The 16785-nt window shown below is 32.2% G+C and carries 11 protein-coding genes and 1 tRNA gene; 11 read left to right on the plus strand and 1 reads right to left on the minus strand.

Translation table 11 applies throughout. The features are described 5' to 3' along the window. The 8 genes from BT156_RS21110 to BT156_RS21140 form a co-directional block, all read left to right on the plus strand. Positions 1-345 (plus strand): ISAs1 family transposase (locus tag BT156_RS21110; protein ID WP_170857326.1); only part of this gene is annotated, 345 nt, incomplete at its 5' end. A 129-nt stretch (positions 346-474) separates the two neighbouring features. Then, a complete protein-coding gene (locus BT156_RS21115) occupies positions 475-2166 on the plus strand; it encodes a restriction endonuclease subunit S (protein WP_072412904.1) in 1692 nt (563 codons plus the stop codon). Further along, complete coding sequence (locus BT156_RS21120) at positions 2153-3760, plus strand: AAA family ATPase (protein ID WP_072412905.1); 1608 nt, start codon at positions 2153-2155, stop codon at positions 3758-3760. The genes BT156_RS21115 and BT156_RS21120 overlap by 14 nt, the downstream gene beginning before the upstream one ends. Next, positions 3757-4653, plus strand: a complete 897-nt coding sequence (locus BT156_RS21125; protein ID WP_072412906.1) for a hypothetical protein — start codon at positions 3757-3759, stop codon at positions 4651-4653. The genes BT156_RS21120 and BT156_RS21125 overlap by 4 nt, the downstream gene beginning before the upstream one ends. Before the next feature lie 12 nt (positions 4654-4665). After that, the gene (locus tag BT156_RS21130) at positions 4666-6123 is read left to right on the plus strand and encodes a type I restriction-modification system subunit M (protein WP_072412907.1); all 1458 of its coding nucleotides are present in this window, start codon (positions 4666-4668) and stop codon (positions 6121-6123) included. Positions 6124-6228: 105 nt separating this feature from the next. Next, positions 6229-10836 (plus strand): sacsin N-terminal ATP-binding-like domain-containing protein, encoded by a 4608-nt coding sequence (locus BT156_RS21135; protein ID WP_072412908.1) that lies wholly within the window; start codon positions 6229-6231, stop codon positions 10834-10836. 326 nt (positions 10837-11162) lie between these two features. Then, the gene (locus tag BT156_RS22525; RefSeq protein ID WP_262484319.1) at positions 11163-11315 is read left to right on the plus strand and encodes an HU family DNA-binding protein; all 153 of its coding nucleotides are present in this window, start codon (positions 11163-11165) and stop codon (positions 11313-11315) included. Beyond that, the gene (locus BT156_RS21140; RefSeq protein ID WP_262484320.1) at positions 11251-11439 is read left to right on the plus strand and encodes an HU family DNA-binding protein; all 189 of its coding nucleotides are present in this window, start codon (positions 11251-11253) and stop codon (positions 11437-11439) included. The genes BT156_RS22525 and BT156_RS21140 overlap by 65 nt, the downstream gene beginning before the upstream one ends. Before the next feature lie 303 nt (positions 11440-11742). Here BT156_RS21140 and BT156_RS21145 read toward each other — a convergent pair. Continuing rightward, positions 11743-11816: transfer RNA gene (locus BT156_RS21145), tRNA-Asp, on the minus strand. 717 nt (positions 11817-12533) lie between these two features. On the opposite strand from BT156_RS21145, the gene BT156_RS21155 reads away from it, so the two are divergent. The 3 genes from BT156_RS21155 (at position 12534) to BT156_RS21165 (ending at position 16346) form a co-directional block, all read left to right on the plus strand. Next, on the plus strand, positions 12534-13295 hold the full coding sequence (locus BT156_RS21155; RefSeq protein WP_083582442.1) for a T9SS type A sorting domain-containing protein: 762 nt from the start codon (positions 12534-12536) through the stop codon (positions 13293-13295). A 136-nt stretch (positions 13296-13431) separates the two neighbouring features. After that, positions 13432-14796: a fibrobacter succinogenes major paralogous domain-containing protein gene (locus BT156_RS21160; protein WP_072412910.1), complete on the plus strand. Its 1365-nt coding sequence runs from the start codon at positions 13432-13434 to the stop codon at positions 14794-14796. 212 nt (positions 14797-15008) lie between these two features. Further along, positions 15009-16346, plus strand: coding sequence for a peroxiredoxin family protein (locus tag BT156_RS21165; protein WP_072412911.1), 1338 nt, complete (start codon positions 15009-15011; stop codon positions 16344-16346). Positions 16347-16785 lie beyond the last annotated feature (439 nt).

Consider the following 16785-nt stretch of genomic DNA (forward strand, 5'->3'; position numbering starts at 1 on the left):
ATCAAAATAGAGAGCACGACCTATCATAAAAGTAAAAATAAAGAAACAAAAGATAAACGATATTACATTAGTAGTCAATTGAATACGCCTGAAATATTTTTAAAACATACCAGAAATCATTGGCTAATTGAAAATAAATTACATTGGAGTTTAGATGTGATTTTAAAAGAAGATGAAAGCCGTAAACGGAACAATAATATAGCCGAAAACTTCTCAATTATACTAAAATTAGTGTTAAAATTATTGCAAGAAAAACAACTTAAAAACAAGAAAATAAGCATCAAAAGAATGAGAAAAATGGCAGCTTGGAATTTAGATTATCTCATTGAAATGCTAAATTTTTAATGCGTTTGGTCTGATCATAAAATTATTTTCATTTTTATACTTAGAAAACTTCGTATATTTGGGAGTTTTGAGATTTTTTATTAAATCTAAAAAGTATAAATTGAAAAAATCTTTCTGAAAGGATTTAAAATGAAAGAACAGCAAGAAAAATATAATTTGCCTAGAGGCTGGATTTGGGTTACTATTGGTGATATAGCAATATTATCAAGCGGAGGCACTCCTGATAGAGGGAATCGCAGCTATTTTAATGGTGATATTCCCTGGGTCAAATCTGGTGAGTTGAATCATGGCATAATAATTAGTACTGAAGAGAATATAACATTAGAAGCACTTGAAAATTCTAGTGCTAAAATTGTCCCATCAGGAACCCTATTGATAGCGTTGTATGGTTCAACAGTTGGGAAATTAGCTTTTTTAGGGATAGATGCTGCTACCAATCAAGCCATAGCAGCATTAAAAACAACAAATAGTTTTAAAAGTAAATATCTATATTATTATTTATTACATAATAGGGAGAGGCTTTTGCAAAAAAGAGTTGGTGGAGCTCAACCCAATATTAGCCAAAAGATATTAGAAGTATTTCCCATTCCTTTATCTTCTCTACAAGAACAAGACATAATAGTTCATCAAATAGAATCATTATTTAGCAAACTTGATGAAGCCGAAAAAGGATTAAAAAAAGCAAATAATAGCTTGGGTATATATAGACTTGGATTGTTAAAAAGTGCTTTTAATGGGGTTTTAACTAAAAATTGGAGAGAAGACTTAGTTAATGATGCCTATCAAGAACTAACTGATATCAAGATAGATCGAAAGAAAAAATATGAAATAGAAAATAAAAAAGATAAGAAGATTAAAATTGATTACGAGTTTGATTATAAGAGAGATGATATAATTAATAGTTGGGCAGTATCAAGTTTAGATAATTTAATTAATATCAATGCACGAATTGGCTGGAGAGGATTAACAAAGAAAGAATATACACATGAAGGAGCTCTTTTTCTCTCAGTTCATTCTTTAAATTATGGGAAAAATGTAGTTTTTAAGGATGTGAATTTTATATCAATTGAACGGTATAATGAAAGTCCAGAAATTAAATTGAAAGAAAATGATATTTTATTATGTAAAGACGGGGCTGGAATTGGAAAAGTAGGTATTATCAAAAAATTACCGGATATAGCTACAGTAAATTCTTCATTATTAGTTATAGACTCAAGAGAGATTTTTAATCCCGACTTTTTATATTATTTCTTTTTAGGACCAGATATACAACGTTTGGTGAATGAAAAAATATCTGGGAGTGCAATTCCGCACCTATTTCAAAAAGATATAAAAAAATTCAAATTAAAGGTTCCGCCAAAATTGGAACAAGATAAGATTGTCGAAATATTGGAATCGAGATTTACTTTAGTTGATAATTTAGAAAAAACAGTTGATAATGTTTTGAATGAAATTATTGTATTAAAACATTCTATTTTAAAAAAAGCGTTTGAAGGTAGACTTGTTAACTATAATTCAAATGAATCTGTAGAGAATCTACTGACTACTATACAAGAAGAAAAAAGATTATATCTTGAAAATCAAAAAAAACTGAACTACAGTAAACCCAAACAAAAGAAACAAATGGAAGAAAAAAAATCTCTCCTTGATATTTTAAAGGAATCTAGTTCACCAATATCAGCTCAGGAACTTTGGGAAAAATCTACGAGTGAAGGAGATATTGAACGTTTCTATAGCGAAATTAAGGAAATCTATCATCAGATTGATGAGTTAAAAACTGAAACAGAATCACTTTTAACTATAAAAGATGAAAATAAATAAAGTACATATAAAAGGTAGGTTTAAAAATCTCGAAGATTTTCATTTTGATTTCGGTGAAAGCTCTATGGAAACGGTATTACTGGGATTGAACGCTACAGGCAAATCTAACTTTATGGAAGCTTTAGTTATAATCTTTAGGGATTTAGATTTAGAAAGAGCACCTATACTGCATAAGCAAAGTCATCCTTTTGAATATAATATTACTTATAACTGTCGTGATAAAAATATAGAAGTGGATTATTCAACAGAAAAAGGATATACTTTTTCTATTGATGAAGAAAAATTAAAGTCAAAAGCGCAGTTTTTTAAAAATAAAAATGAGTATTTGCCTAGTCATGTTTTTGTTTACTATTCAGGATTAAGTGAACGATTAAGATCTTTGTATGCAGATCACAAACTTCAACAATTTAAAAAAATGATGGATTCAACATCAAAATATGAGGATTTTAAAGAAATGCCTCGTATTTTCTTAGTGGAACCAATTCATGCAAGTTTTGCTTTAATCGCTTTTTATTTATTTGATGAAAGAGAGAAAGATACTATAGATTTTCTACAAAGGGAACTTAACATAGTTGATTTTGGCTCAGCTCTTTTTATGTTGAAACAACCAAATTGGTCTAAAACCCGTAAAGATCCAGATGATTTTTGGAATACTACAGGCTTGGTTCGCAGATTCATTGAAGATTTATGGAATTTTTCTATTGTACCAATGTTCTACAAAGAGACTGTAAGAGGGGCATTAAACAAAAGAGAAACGCTAAACAGACTCTTTCTCTTTCTGAAAGACAAAGAAGCTATCAGAGCTTTTGTAGAAATGAAATATGATAACAAAATTACTCTATTTAATGCTTTATGCAGTCTTCATTATTCTGAATTAGTAGAAGATCAGGATGTTAGGATAAAAGTTATAAAAGAACATGTTAAAGGTGAATTAGCAATGGGTGAACTCAGTGAGGGTGAAAAACAGTTAATCACAGTTCTTGGTCTGCTTAAATTCACAAAAGATGATGAAGCTCTTATTCTTCTCGATGAACCAGATACACATTTGAACCCTTTATGGAAATGGAAATATCTTGAATTTTTAGAAAATGTCGTGAGTAAATCTGCTAAAACTCAAATTGTTTTTTGTACGCATGATCCATTAGTTATAGGCAGTATGGAAAAAGAACAAGTCAGAGTATTCAAGAGAGATGCTGATTATAATACTGAAGTAACAGAGCCAGATGTAAGTCCAAAAGGTCTTGGTGTGGCAGGGATATTAACCAGCCCTTTATTTGGTCTGCCTACAATATTGGATAAAAAAACTCAGGAAAAACTGAATCGTAAAAGATACTTGCAAGGGCGTTTAATGAGAGAAAAATTAAATGAAATTGAATATGACGAGTATCAGAAATTAAAGGCTGAGTTAGAAGATTATGGTTTCTATGAAGAAGTTGAAGACAAGTGGTTTAAAGCGTATTTAGCCGAGATGTCAAAGTTGGAAGTTTTTGGAAAAACTGAATTAACAGAATCCGAGAAACAGATATTAGCCGAGCAAAGCAGTAAAGCCGCAGAACGTGTTCTAAAATTAATTCAAAAAGATGGATTAAAATGAGAGTAATAAATTTGTCTGATTTAAGAGCTAAATTCGATAGTATTGAAGGGAACCATCCAGGTAGTTTTGATGAGTGGGTTCAACGAGCAGAACAATGCTTAATTGCTATTCGTCCAATGACTAAAAAGCAAAGAAGTAATTATTGGTCTAACAATAATATTTGGAGAGAATTATATCCTGCATTATCAGAATTATCAGGTCATAAATGTTGGTACTCTGAAGCACCTGAAAGCTCTGGTGAATGGGAAATTGAACACTTTCGTCCTAAAGCAGAATCTAAATCTGAGGATGGGGCTGTAATTCTTGAAGATGGTTATTGGTGGCTTTCATATAGTTGGACTAACTTTCGTTTTGCGGGCTCATTAGTTAATAAACTAAGAAAAGATAGATTTGATTCAGGAAATGAAGTTTATGGTAAAGGAAATTTCTTTCCTTTAGATGGAGATGGTTTGGCTCAAACAGGAGATGAAGAATGTGATTGCGAAAGACCACTTCTTATTGATCCCATTAAACCGAGAGATGTAACTTTGATATCATTTGATCAAAATGGAGATCCATATCCCACCTACAATGAAGAAGATAATCCTTTATATAACAAAAAGGCTACACTTTCTATAAAATTTTATGGTTTGGATCATACACCATTACGTAGAGGAAGAAGTAAGATTTGGTCAAATTGTGAAATGGTAGTAAAAAAAGCACATAATTATATAAAAAACAATATAAATGATCAGGTAAGAAGAGACGAAAAAATAGATGAATGTTTTCTTCTTCTCCACAACTATTCAAAATATACAGAGCCATATTCAATGATTGTAAGAAATTTTGTGAAAGAAAAAATTAAAGACGATGAATATAGTTGGCTTAAAGATGTAGAATTAGTGTTAGTATAATAAATTTAGAAAATGGCATCAACAAATATATTAGTAGCAAAAATCTGGTCATTCTGTGACACACTTCGGGATGATGGATTAGGTTACGGCGATTACTTGGAACAGCTTACCTATTTGTTATTTCTTAAAATGGCAGATGAAAATAAGAGTCAATATCAAATTCCTGATGGATGTGACTGGCAAGAATTAAAATCATCCAATCAAATAATTGAAGCGTATGAATCAATATTAAAAAAGCTTTCAAATTCAGGCGGAATGTTAAGCAAAATATTTGCAGGAGCATTAAACAAAATACACGATTCCGTTAAGCTTAAGAGATTAATCAATCTAATTGATGAAGAAGACTGGACGTCACAGGAAATAGATGTAAAAGGTGAAATTTATGAATCTTTATTGCAAAAGAATGCTGAAAACAGCGGAGCCGGCCAATATTTTACACCTAGATCAGTGATTAACGCAATGGTTGATTGTATACAGCCTAAACCAAAGGAAACAGTGGCAGATCCTTCATGTGGTACTGGTGGTTTTTTCTTGGGCGTTCTTAATAATTTAAGAAAAACTAAACTAACTAAACCTCAACAAGAATTTTTAAAATTCCATACTTTCAAAGGCTGGGAAATAGAAAAAGCAACAGCTCGTCTTTGTTTAATGAACCTTTTCCTACACGGAATAGGCGATTTAAAAGAAACACCTGAAATAGAAGTTACTGATAGTTTAAAAAGAGCTGAAGGAGAGGTTTTAGAATCAGAAAAAGTTGATATAGTACTCGCCAATCCTCCCTTCGGAATAAGTAGTAGCGATATACCAACTACAGATAAAAAACAAGCAGAAAAGGATGGCTACTTCTTAAGAAAAGATTTTTGGGTAACAACAAGCAATAAACAACTTTCATTCTTACAACATATAGTAACAATGTTAAAAGTACATGGAAGAGCTGCGGTAGTATTACCCGATAATGTATTGTTTGAAGGAGGAGCTGGAGAAACAATTCGTAAAAGGCTCCTTGAAAACACAAATTTACATACAATTCTTAGGTTACCTACGGGAATTTTTTATGCTCAAGGTGTAAAATCAAATGTGCTTTTCTTTCAAAAAGAATCTCAATCAGATATTCCTGCAACTAAAAATGTTTGGATTTATGATTATCGAACAAATATCAGACACACTCCTAAAAAGAATCCATTAAAATATGAACATTTAGAGGATTTTATACAATGCTATAAAGCAGACAACATCTCGAAAAGAGCAGAAACGTGGAATGAAGAAAATGAAACCGGTCGTTGGCGTAAATTTTCTTATGATGAGATCATTGAAAAAGACAAAACAAACCTAGATATATTCTGGCTTAAAGATGATAATCTAATTGATTTAGAGAATTTGCCAGATCCTGATGTATTGATTGATGATATCATCGAGAACATTGAAAGTGCATTAGCTAATTTTAAAACAATAAAAGATTCTTTAAATTAGTCTTGACTTAGAGATTCATTTGTCTTTGTTATTAATATCAAATGATGTTAAATCATTTGATATTAAAATGTTAAAGCTTCAACTGTTAAAACTATATTTTATCAAATGAGTAAAGGTACACAGCTAACCAAACAATCGGTTGAAAAATTAGTTGCCGAAAATTACAACACTTATAAAAGCCCTAGCAGAATTACCAGCGACTACCACGGCGAAAAAGGGTTAACAGATGCTTATAATGGGCGTCAGCTATTAGAAATGCTACAAAATGCCGATGATGCCCAGACCGATAAAGTTCTTTTACATCTAGATACTGAAAATGACATTTTAATCATAGCTAACAATGGAGCTTCTTTTGATTCTAGAGGATTGGGGTCTTTAATGTTGGCACATAATAGCAAAAAAAACAAAAGAGACTTTATCGGTAACAAAGGTTTAGGATTTCGTTCCATATTAAATTGGGTGGATGTTGTAAAAATCAAAACCAAAGAATGTGTTTTAGAATTTTCAAAAGAAATTGCAAGTAAACAATTTGAATATTTAATTCCTGACCATAATGTTCGTCAACAAATTATAGACAACGAAACAGATTTACCTGAAGGTAATGTTCCATTTGCGGTTCTAGCCATACCCTACTTTATAGAAAATACAGAAACTCAAGATTGGGAAACTATTATAGAATTAAAATACAAAAAAGAAGAAGAAGAAAAAATTATTGAACAACTTAAAACCATTACTCCTGAAGTATTGTTGTTTCTTAATCATACTACTAATATTCAAATTTCTGGAGCTGGCAAAATTGACAAAGAGTTATTGCTTACCCCTTCAAGAAGCGAAGTAGATAAAACATTGACAGTAAATGATATTACTTGGAATTTATTTGATAGCGGTGAGAAAATTTTAGCCGGTAAAGCAAAAAATTTTTATAAGTACAAAATTGCTTGGCAAGATGATCTATGTGATACAGAAACAAAGTTTGCCACTTATTTTCCAACGCAGGTTGCAACCCATTTACCTTATTTAATACACGCTACTTTCGATTTAGATCCATCTCGTAATCACTTGAACAAAAGTGACGACAATGAGTATATTTTAAATCAAATAGCTAATACACTCAAAAAAATTGCAAGTACAGAAATTGTAAACAACAAGCAACCTGACTGGAAAGCTTTAGACTTCTTAACTGTTGATGGCAAAAGTGAAAATCGATTATTAGATACTTTCTTTCAAAAGATAGAAAATGCAAAAAAAGAATTAGCAATTTATCCAACTTTAGATGGAAACTATAAAACAATCAATGAAGTAAAATACTATGGAAACGAGTTTTCAGAATGGATACAACGCAACAAATTGGAAGAGTATTTCCCAAATTTAATATTTCCTATTCCTATTAACCGAACATTAATAAAATTCCAAATAAACTCAAAATATTCTATTGAGGAATGGAAATCAATATTTGAAATTGTTACACACAAAATTGAAAGTATTGAAGAAAGAGTAAAATTGATTAAACTTTTGACTTCCGATTTGTTTAAAGATTTTCATGGTACCCATTTACCTCTTTTATTAGATGATAAAGGAAAGTCTGTATCTAGTGATTATGAAACTTATATCCTAAAAAAAGCAGATACAGACTCTTATCAAATTCAAGATTATGTAAAAATTGCATTTATAGACGGAGATTTCTATTCTGAATTAGAAAATACATTCAATGATGAAATTGAAAGAATCAGATCTAATCCTAAAGAGCATAAATCTAGAGTTCTAAAAAAAATTATTTCTCCAATTGTAAATTTTGGTTCTAATGATATTACAGATGTCGTTAGAAATATAACTCGCGCATTTAATAGTGAAATTGAGGAGGATGCTTCTAAAACACAAGAATTAGTAAAACCATTTATTAATTCATTATTTCAAATATTCAAGCAAAAAAAAGAAAGAGAAAAGACAACAGTAGATAACATTCAAGTATTAAATCGAGAAAGCAAATTAGTTCTAACTACTGATGTTTTTTTAGGAAAGGAATATCATTTTGGTAAAATAACCGAAAAATTATTTGATGGTATTTATAAAGAAAGTCAGTATTTAATAGGAAATGAATTTTGGAATCTAGATATTGAAAATCAAAATGCTGATTATTTAGATAGTTTTTTTATATGGCTTGGGGTAAATAAATACTCAAAACTAAAAAATATAAATCAAACAGTTACTCAATGGGGAGGTTTTGATGAGTTTTCAAAGTTTGTCTTTCAAAATATTGGTACCCCAGAACTATGCACTACTGTAAAATATGAAATTGAAAAAATTGATTTTTTTGATGAAATAATTTCAAAAAAAATGGATCTAGAAAAATTAATCGCTTGGATAATACTAGATGAAAAAACGCGTGCTAAAATAGATTACGAATTTAATAATGAGATATTTACGCACTCATACGGAAATATTACAAAGACCATAACTTCAAAACCATCTTATTTTCTCTACCAAATAGCAAAATCAAAAATATTTGAAAACGTATTTATCGACTTTGAATTTGCAGATTTTTTAGGATTACAATCAGTTAACCCAAAACATTCTATATTTATAGAATTGGGTATTGCGGATACTGCTGTTATTGATACACTAAAAAAATTAAGTGCAAAAATGTCTTTCGACGATCTAACTAATGAATCTGTATATGCTTTATTAGAAACTTTAAAAGTAAATGATATTGATTCCAAAAATGCACGTAAGGTATACCAGCAAGCATTTGGCTATTTTAGAAATAATAAAAAAACAGATTATAAGTCATTTAAAAAGCAAACACATTTATTAGCTGTAAAAAATAATTTAAGAGAATACAAACCTACTGAAGAAGTTTATTATAGTGACAATTCAACACTTCCCTCTAAAATCATTGAAGATTTCTGGATATTTGATTTTCCTAAACGAAGTGGTGAAAAACAATTGGCTGAGTATTTTGGTGTTAAAACGTTTAAGGATATTAAGATCGAAATAAAGCAAAATATATCTTACCATTTAAAAATAGAAGAATTCAATGTTTGGTTCAATAAAATTAAACCCTATCTATTATCATATCGTTTAAATAATATAAAGACCATAGAATTAACTAATACAGCTGTAAATGCTATCAAAAACTGTTCAATTAAAATTGTTTCGTCACTAGATTATACAATTGATGGTAGTGAGTCTAAATCGTTACTTCCAAATGAATTTATAAATAACAACGATAAGCACACGTTCTTTATAGGTGCGAATTCTAATCTAAACCTGGAACAATTAAAAGACATACCGGCATTCTGTGAAGCATTTTCTGAAATTTTATGTGTATTATTTGAGATAAATGAAAATAAAGATGACTTTAGAGCTATTTTCAAGGATAAAGAACATTTGAAAGACACCAAGTATCTTATTGAAACAAAAATGCTTACAGAAAAATATGAGGAAGCATGCCAACTATTGGGATTATCAAAAAATGAAGTACTTTTTTGGAAAACAATAACTGAAGGGAAAATTAATGATTTCCCTGAAACACTTTCAAATACAATCGAGTTACAAGCAATTCTAAGAAAAACTATAAATTATGAATTGCCAGAGGACTACGGTTTAGTAAATTTTGACTTTTTTAATAATAGACCATCTTATAATTTCATCATATCAATCTGTAATGAACTGAAATATACATTAGAAGAACTAAAATTACATCTGGAGAGCTTTTCAGGATTGTATTATTGGCACTTAGAAAAATTTAAACAAGTAGTTATAGATGTTGAAATTCTATGGAATAAAGCTTTTTGGTTTTATCTTTCTGATAAATCAACAGAGGAACAAAAAACATTTGAAAGTAAGCGAAATTTATATATTCAAAAAAGTGATAAAATAATATACGAATTAGCTGAGCAATTTGCCTGGACTATTGAGGTGAGTCATGAAGAACAATTCCTTAGTAAGTTGAACTTGGATTTTAAAATAACAATTAAGAAAGAAAATTTAGAGGTTATTAATATAGAAAATAAGTACACACAACTTATCAAAGAAAATGATATTTCTATAGAGGATTTAAGTCTAGAAATAAAGAGTTTACTCTTTTTTGAAGGGCATGAAGAATTGTTACGAACAAAGTTTGAAGAAATAACTAAAAAAGAATTAAAAGAAACTGAGAATCCAGCTGCTGCTTCAATTGATAACGGTGAAATGAATTCAATAATTACCTCTATAGATATGGGAAATGTTCCTCCGACAAAAACAAATCGGTTAGGAAATAAAAAAGGAAGCGTTCATTCTCAAAAAAGAGAACAACAAAAACAGAAGGCAGGTAAGCGAGCTGAAAAAAAAGTTTTCGATAAATTAAAAAAACTATATCCTGAAGGCGAAATCAGATGGATCTCCAGTAATTCAGAAGAAAATAGTTTAACATTGGATGATACAAAAGGATACGATATGAGCTACAAAAAAAATAAAACAGATACTCAATGGAAATATTTAGAAGTTAAATCCAGCACAGGCAATAGTTTTATTATCAGCAACAACGAAGTTTCTGTAGGAATTGACAATAAGGAGAACTATCATTTAGCACTTGTGAATGGTTATGATATTTGTTTTGTTGAAGACTTCTTTTTAAATGAAGCAAGAGTATCCGAATTTAACACTTTAAGGAATAGTGCTTCTATTAGACCACTTGATTTTGAAGTATATTATAAACTCGCAAAATCATAAGTATTTAAAACTTCTTCATTAAGAAAAGCATATTTATTTTTCAGATTAATTGATAACATACTTATAAATCTGTTAATATAATTATATAGCCTCTGAAAACTGATAAATTCCCTTCATTAATCGACCAAAAACTCTACTTTTGAATGTGGCGAATCGAGGTAAGATTAAAATACAATTTGCTTCAGAAAATTTTTTATTGAGAATTTTTTGTGTTGTAATCAGGCATTTAAAAGGAGTATGAAAAAATTTGTGATGAAATTCTCTTGCAATCATATCATTAATGGTTTATTATACTAGAATGTTTTATATCGTATTTTACACAGTGAATGTCTAAGACACTTATTATTGCACACATTGCAAATCAACTTAATGTATCAAAGAACATGGCTAAACAACTTGTTGATGGATTCCTTGATGCTGTCACGTCTTCTCTTGCTAAAGGTAAAAGAAGTAAGAATCCAAGGATTCGGTACATTTAAGGTATCTAAGAGAGCTGCTAGAAAGGGAATTAATCCAAGAACCGGGGAATCAATTCAAATAAAAGCTACAAATGTTGCTTCTTTCAAAGCAGGTAAAGAACTTAAAACTAGAGCAAACAAATAATCTACTTCTAATTCATAAACACTGACTCCTGATTAATTTGGGAGTTTTTTGTTTTCCTATTAATGAGGAGGAGGGCAGTAATGAGAAAAATAATTAAGAATAATATTACTGGAAATATCCAATTTTCACTCAAAATTGTAACTGTTTGATTATTTGATCATTAATAAAGCGGTTCGAGAATTGCCCTAAAAATTCCATAATTTTATTTTGAACTTCTCGAACCCGTTTGTAAGCGGATATAGCTTTGTTTATCAAATAGTTATAAACGAAAAAAGTCGCCAATTGGCAACTTTTTCACTCGGGCGATCCGGACGGGACTCGAACCCGCGACCTCCGCCGTGACAGGGCGGCATTCTAACCAGCTGAACTACCGGATCAATTTTTTAAGTAAATTGATAAAACTTTTCGCTATTCGGAAGGAATCTATACTTTTTCAGAAAAAGCCCTGTCTATAAGCTTTATGCTGTTCTCTTATTTTGTAGGTTACCGAATAGGTCACTTTTTAAATAAGATTAATAGCGTTTGTTTTTTACTGGTGCAAATATATAGATTTTTTTTGTTGTTGTACAAAGAAATTACGTTTTTTCTTTTGAAACACCCGTAAATAACAGACTGTCAAATATAAAATTTGGTTATAGTCTAAAATATTTAACCGGACAAAACCATAAAGATCATTTGAAGAATCCTCGATGATGCTTAATTAATACATCAGAAATAAAAACTAAATACCAAAATTAGTGACTAGCCAACCTAAAAAATGGCATAAGAAAAATATGAAATCTATCTCAAAAAAAATTGTGAATTTATTTTTTTTGCTATCCATTATTAGAAAATGAGACAGTCCAAATCTTTCGACCCCAAAACCGGGATTTTCACCAAAATTTCCCTTGGTGGAGATCGTTAACGCTATCTTATACACACTTAAAACAGGAGTGCAATGGGACTACGTACCGTATATAGATTTTATGATAATAATTGTTAAACAATATAAATAAAAAGCTTATATAACTTTATTGTTAAAAAAAAACATAAAAAATTGCATTATTTTAATAAATAATTAATAAATTTACGTATTATTTAAACTAATTTACATCATGAGAAAGCAATTAATTTTATTATTGAGTGTATCATCATGCTTGATGCACGCACAAGGTCTTCCAGAAAATCTTACCAGCATTGAAAGACCTTCAGAGAGAAAGGCTGGAATTACAAAAATATCAGAAAATGGGCAGAATTTTGAAAGGGATCATTCAACATCCTTACTTCTTTCCCCTGTATTGGATCTTTCATCAATAAAAAGTCCAACCCTTTCCTTCAATTATACTTCTTCACTTAAAGGCGGTCGACCTATCCTTAAAGCAGAAGTATATAACGGGACAAAATGGATAGAAATATTCAGCTCAGAAAAAGCTTCCAAAGCATTGGTGACTGCAAACAGTACCTCCTCAGAAAATGATAGAAATCATATCAATATTTCTGATATTGATCTCGCACCTTATGTTCAGACTAATTTTAGGATCAGGTTTTTCTGCTATGATAACAGACAGAATTCCTCTGAAGTGGTGCTGAATAATGTTACAGTTTCCGATAAAGCGGCCGCCCCGCAATCTGAAACAAAGTCTATGACTTCCTCAGTACAAATCTACCCCAATCCTATTAAAGATTATGTATATATCAATGATGCTTCCCTAAGAGCTGATTATTCTGTTACCATAGCAGATATGTCCGGGAATGTTGTCGCATCATTTAAAGGAGCATCCGAGGGGTACAATTTATCCGGTCTTTCCAAAGGAGTATATCTGATGATTATTGATAATGGGAAAGAAAAGATTCAAAAGAAAATCATAAAAGAATAAAAAAAACTTTTGAAAAGCCCGTCAAGATTAGGGTATATTTTTAAACACACTGCTTTTCTTCGCGGCTTTCCCAAAAAACATATTATTTTTTTATGTGTTGAATAAAAAATTCTACAATCTTAACATCTAAAAAGTCATGAAAAAAATATTTACCTTTGGAGCATTCGTGCTTTCACTTTTTACTTTTGCTAATTTTCATATCGAAGAAAATAAAAGCAATATCGAAGTAAATCATTCGTTAGTCCTTTTTACTGAAGGCAATACGGAGAATTCTAAAAAAGAAATTCCAGATAAACTGCTTCCCCCGAGTGTTACATCTCTTAGCTGCCCTTCGGGATGGCCTAACGGACAACAATTAATTCCATATCTTCCAATAACAAAGAGTATCACTTATACCCAAGGACTTGGATTGTGTCCTCTTCAGATTATTCCATCTACCGGGGTTTTAGGGTTAGTGGCTACTATTTACCCAAGAAATTTAAAAATTAATGGTGGCAATATACCTATTACTGTTACCGGAGAACCTCTTTCATCGGGAACAGCTCAATTTACTGTAAATATAGGAGGAAAGAGCTGTAGTTTTTCGATCACTGTTCCTCCCATTTATACTTCAGTAAATTCTCTTAACTGCGCTTCAGCCGTATTCTCACCATCTGCTTTTACCCCGGGAACAGCTTATAGCGGTACATTAACAGTGCCTTATGCCGGTGGTAACGGTGGAAATTACCTCCAACAGCAGTTCTCGCAGAATGGATTACAATTTACCCTTCCCGCCGGCACCCTGAATACAGGTAATGGTAACCTCATCTATACCGTTTCAGGCACTCCTGACACTTCCGGAACGATTATTACTACCATATCTTTCCCGGGAGCTACGCCATGTAATGTAAGCATAGCGCCAATTTCCATTCAAAACACCGTTGTAATGCCTGGTAATCCTCAGGCTTGGATGCGTCATAACCTTGGCGCTGACACGAGCTTAGATCCTGACGTACCGGTTCAGGGGATTCACGGGAATTATTACCAGTGGGGAAGAGCTACTGTTGTAGCCGATGCAAGTACTCCTTCCGGAGCTATTACTGGTTGGGATACTACATTTGCTCCTGAAGGTTCTTGGGTTGACGGTAGTAAAACGGCGAATGACCCTTGCCCTTCCGGCTTCCGTGTTCCTACCGCCCAACAAATTAGAAACCTTATCAATATCAATAACACCACCACAACCAGTGTGGGAACATTTACAGATAGTCCTGCCAACTTTGGATCTGCCAAGGTATTTAGTGGCGGCGGAAATAATCTGACATTTCCTATTGCCGGCTACCGCGACAATAGTAATGGCACGTTGAAAATCCGAGGTGCTAACGGGAAATACTGGACTAGTACCCCCACTGCATTAGACACCAACTCATTAAGCATGAACCTTGAATTCTTAACCGAGAATGTCATCTCCCAGCCCAATTCCTTGCGTACGTCCGGCTTTAGCGTTCGTTGTATCTCGGAATAGGTTATTTTATTGACAATATTCATTTAACTATTTACCGGCGGCTTTTGCCGCCGGTCTTTTATAATGTGATGAAGGTATCAGCACAGCAGGAAAACAGAAATGCATATTTTAGGTGGCAGATGAGTAGAGCGCTTAATTTGCTTGATACCAGAAAATCTATATTAATAACATAGTGCTAAAAAACATTTATTGAAAAAATTTCACAACTATTTATGAAAAAAATACTATTATTTGTATTGGCAATCTTATTTACTACTGCAGATGCGCAGGAGATTCAAATGTATTTCCCTCATTTTAAGGGGAAAACTTATAATTTCGTTATTTTCCGGGGGAGTGATGCTAAGGTTGTCATTAAGGATACAATCCCGCAGGACGGGAAGTTTACCCTTAAAATACCTAAAGAGTATGCTCCTTATACAGGCATGAGCCGATGGCTTATTACCGGTACTCAGGAGGGAGGAGGATTAGATATGCTGATCCCGGGGCATGATTTCTCTGTAAAGTGCACATCAGCCAAGCCTGATAATGACAATATTATCTATACGGATAATGTCGAAATACCGGAGCTTAATCTGTTTTATAAAAAGCAAAGCGAGATCTTTGCCAGACATGATGCGATGCTTCAGGCAACAAAAGCTTTTACTTCTAAAGATAAAAACTATTCTGTCTATGAGCAGGAATACCGAAACCAACTAAAAGCTTACGAAAGGCTGCAGGATGAACTTAAAAAAAAGAATGACTACGCTTCAAAATTCCTTCCTATTGTAAATCTTACCCAGGGCATCGGAACGAAGATCTATCAGTCTGAAGAGGAAAAAGCAAGGAATGCAGCAGACTATATTACAAATGAACTGGACTGGGAAGTGCTCTATACTTCGGGACACTGGAGTGGAGTTATCACTTCATGGGTAGATATTCATACCCTGGTTCTTAATAATCCAAAAAAATTTGCTGCTGATTTTTCCGAGATCAACAAAAAGATTACAGATCCTGATAAATATACCGATCTTGTAAAGAGGATTGCCTTTGCGGTGAATAAAAGCGGTGAAGACCGCTTTCTGGCAGAAATAGCTCCGATAGTGGCAGGGTCAGGAAAAGTAACATCATATGATGGCTTGTTGGCAGCTTATGTTTCGGGCACACAGGGAAACATCGCTCCCGATCTTACCCTTAGCCCTGACGGCAAAATGATTCTCAAAAGCAGTAACTTTTCAGGAAAGGAATACCGCAAAACTCTGTTGATATTTTATAAATCGGATTGCGGATCTTGCATAGAACTCTTACGGGAACTTTCTGTGAAATATGAACAGCTAAAATCAGCAGGGGTGAGAATTATTTCTTTCTCAGCCGATGAAGATGAAACCGTGTTCAAAAATAAGACTAAAGATTTTCTATGGAAAGATTTTTATACCGACCTCAAAGGTCTTAAAGGAATTAATTTTAAGAATTATGGTGTTGTCGGCACTCCTACTTTATTTCTGATAGATCGCAGTGGAAAGATAGAGCTGCGCACTGCAACTCTGAGAGAAATAGAAGATCAACTTAAATAATGAAGCCCACACTAGGGTCTTATAAACACAAAAGCTGTTGTAGTCCTCGCATGAATATCATTTTTAAACTTTTCTTCTTTTGACCCCGAGATCAGTCTCGAAGTATTCTCTTCGAATAAAAAAAAAGAGTAAGGGTTAAAAGTTTTATAAAAATTAAATGATCTGCTTTCTTCTGAAGAACCATTAATCTTTTGTACAATTAAATTCCATTTTAAGGGCTGTACCGTGCGTTTTGTGCTTCTTTTACCATCAATTGTAATTCGGTAAGTAAATGGAGCCTATCCTGCAAAATTAGCCTTAGCAAAACCTTAATACAAGATATCCAGTTTCCGAACAGGTTTTATCGGATCAATCCTAAAACTTGGGGACTAGGCAAAAAGTTTAGACAACCTGAAGAGGAAAAATGCTTTATCCCGCACGCCTCTTAATTGTACTCTGA

It is taken from the genome of Chryseobacterium limigenitum (assembly GCF_900114875.1).
In the GTDB taxonomy this organism is placed as follows: Bacteria; Bacteroidota; Bacteroidia; order Flavobacteriales; family Weeksellaceae; genus Chryseobacterium; species Chryseobacterium limigenitum.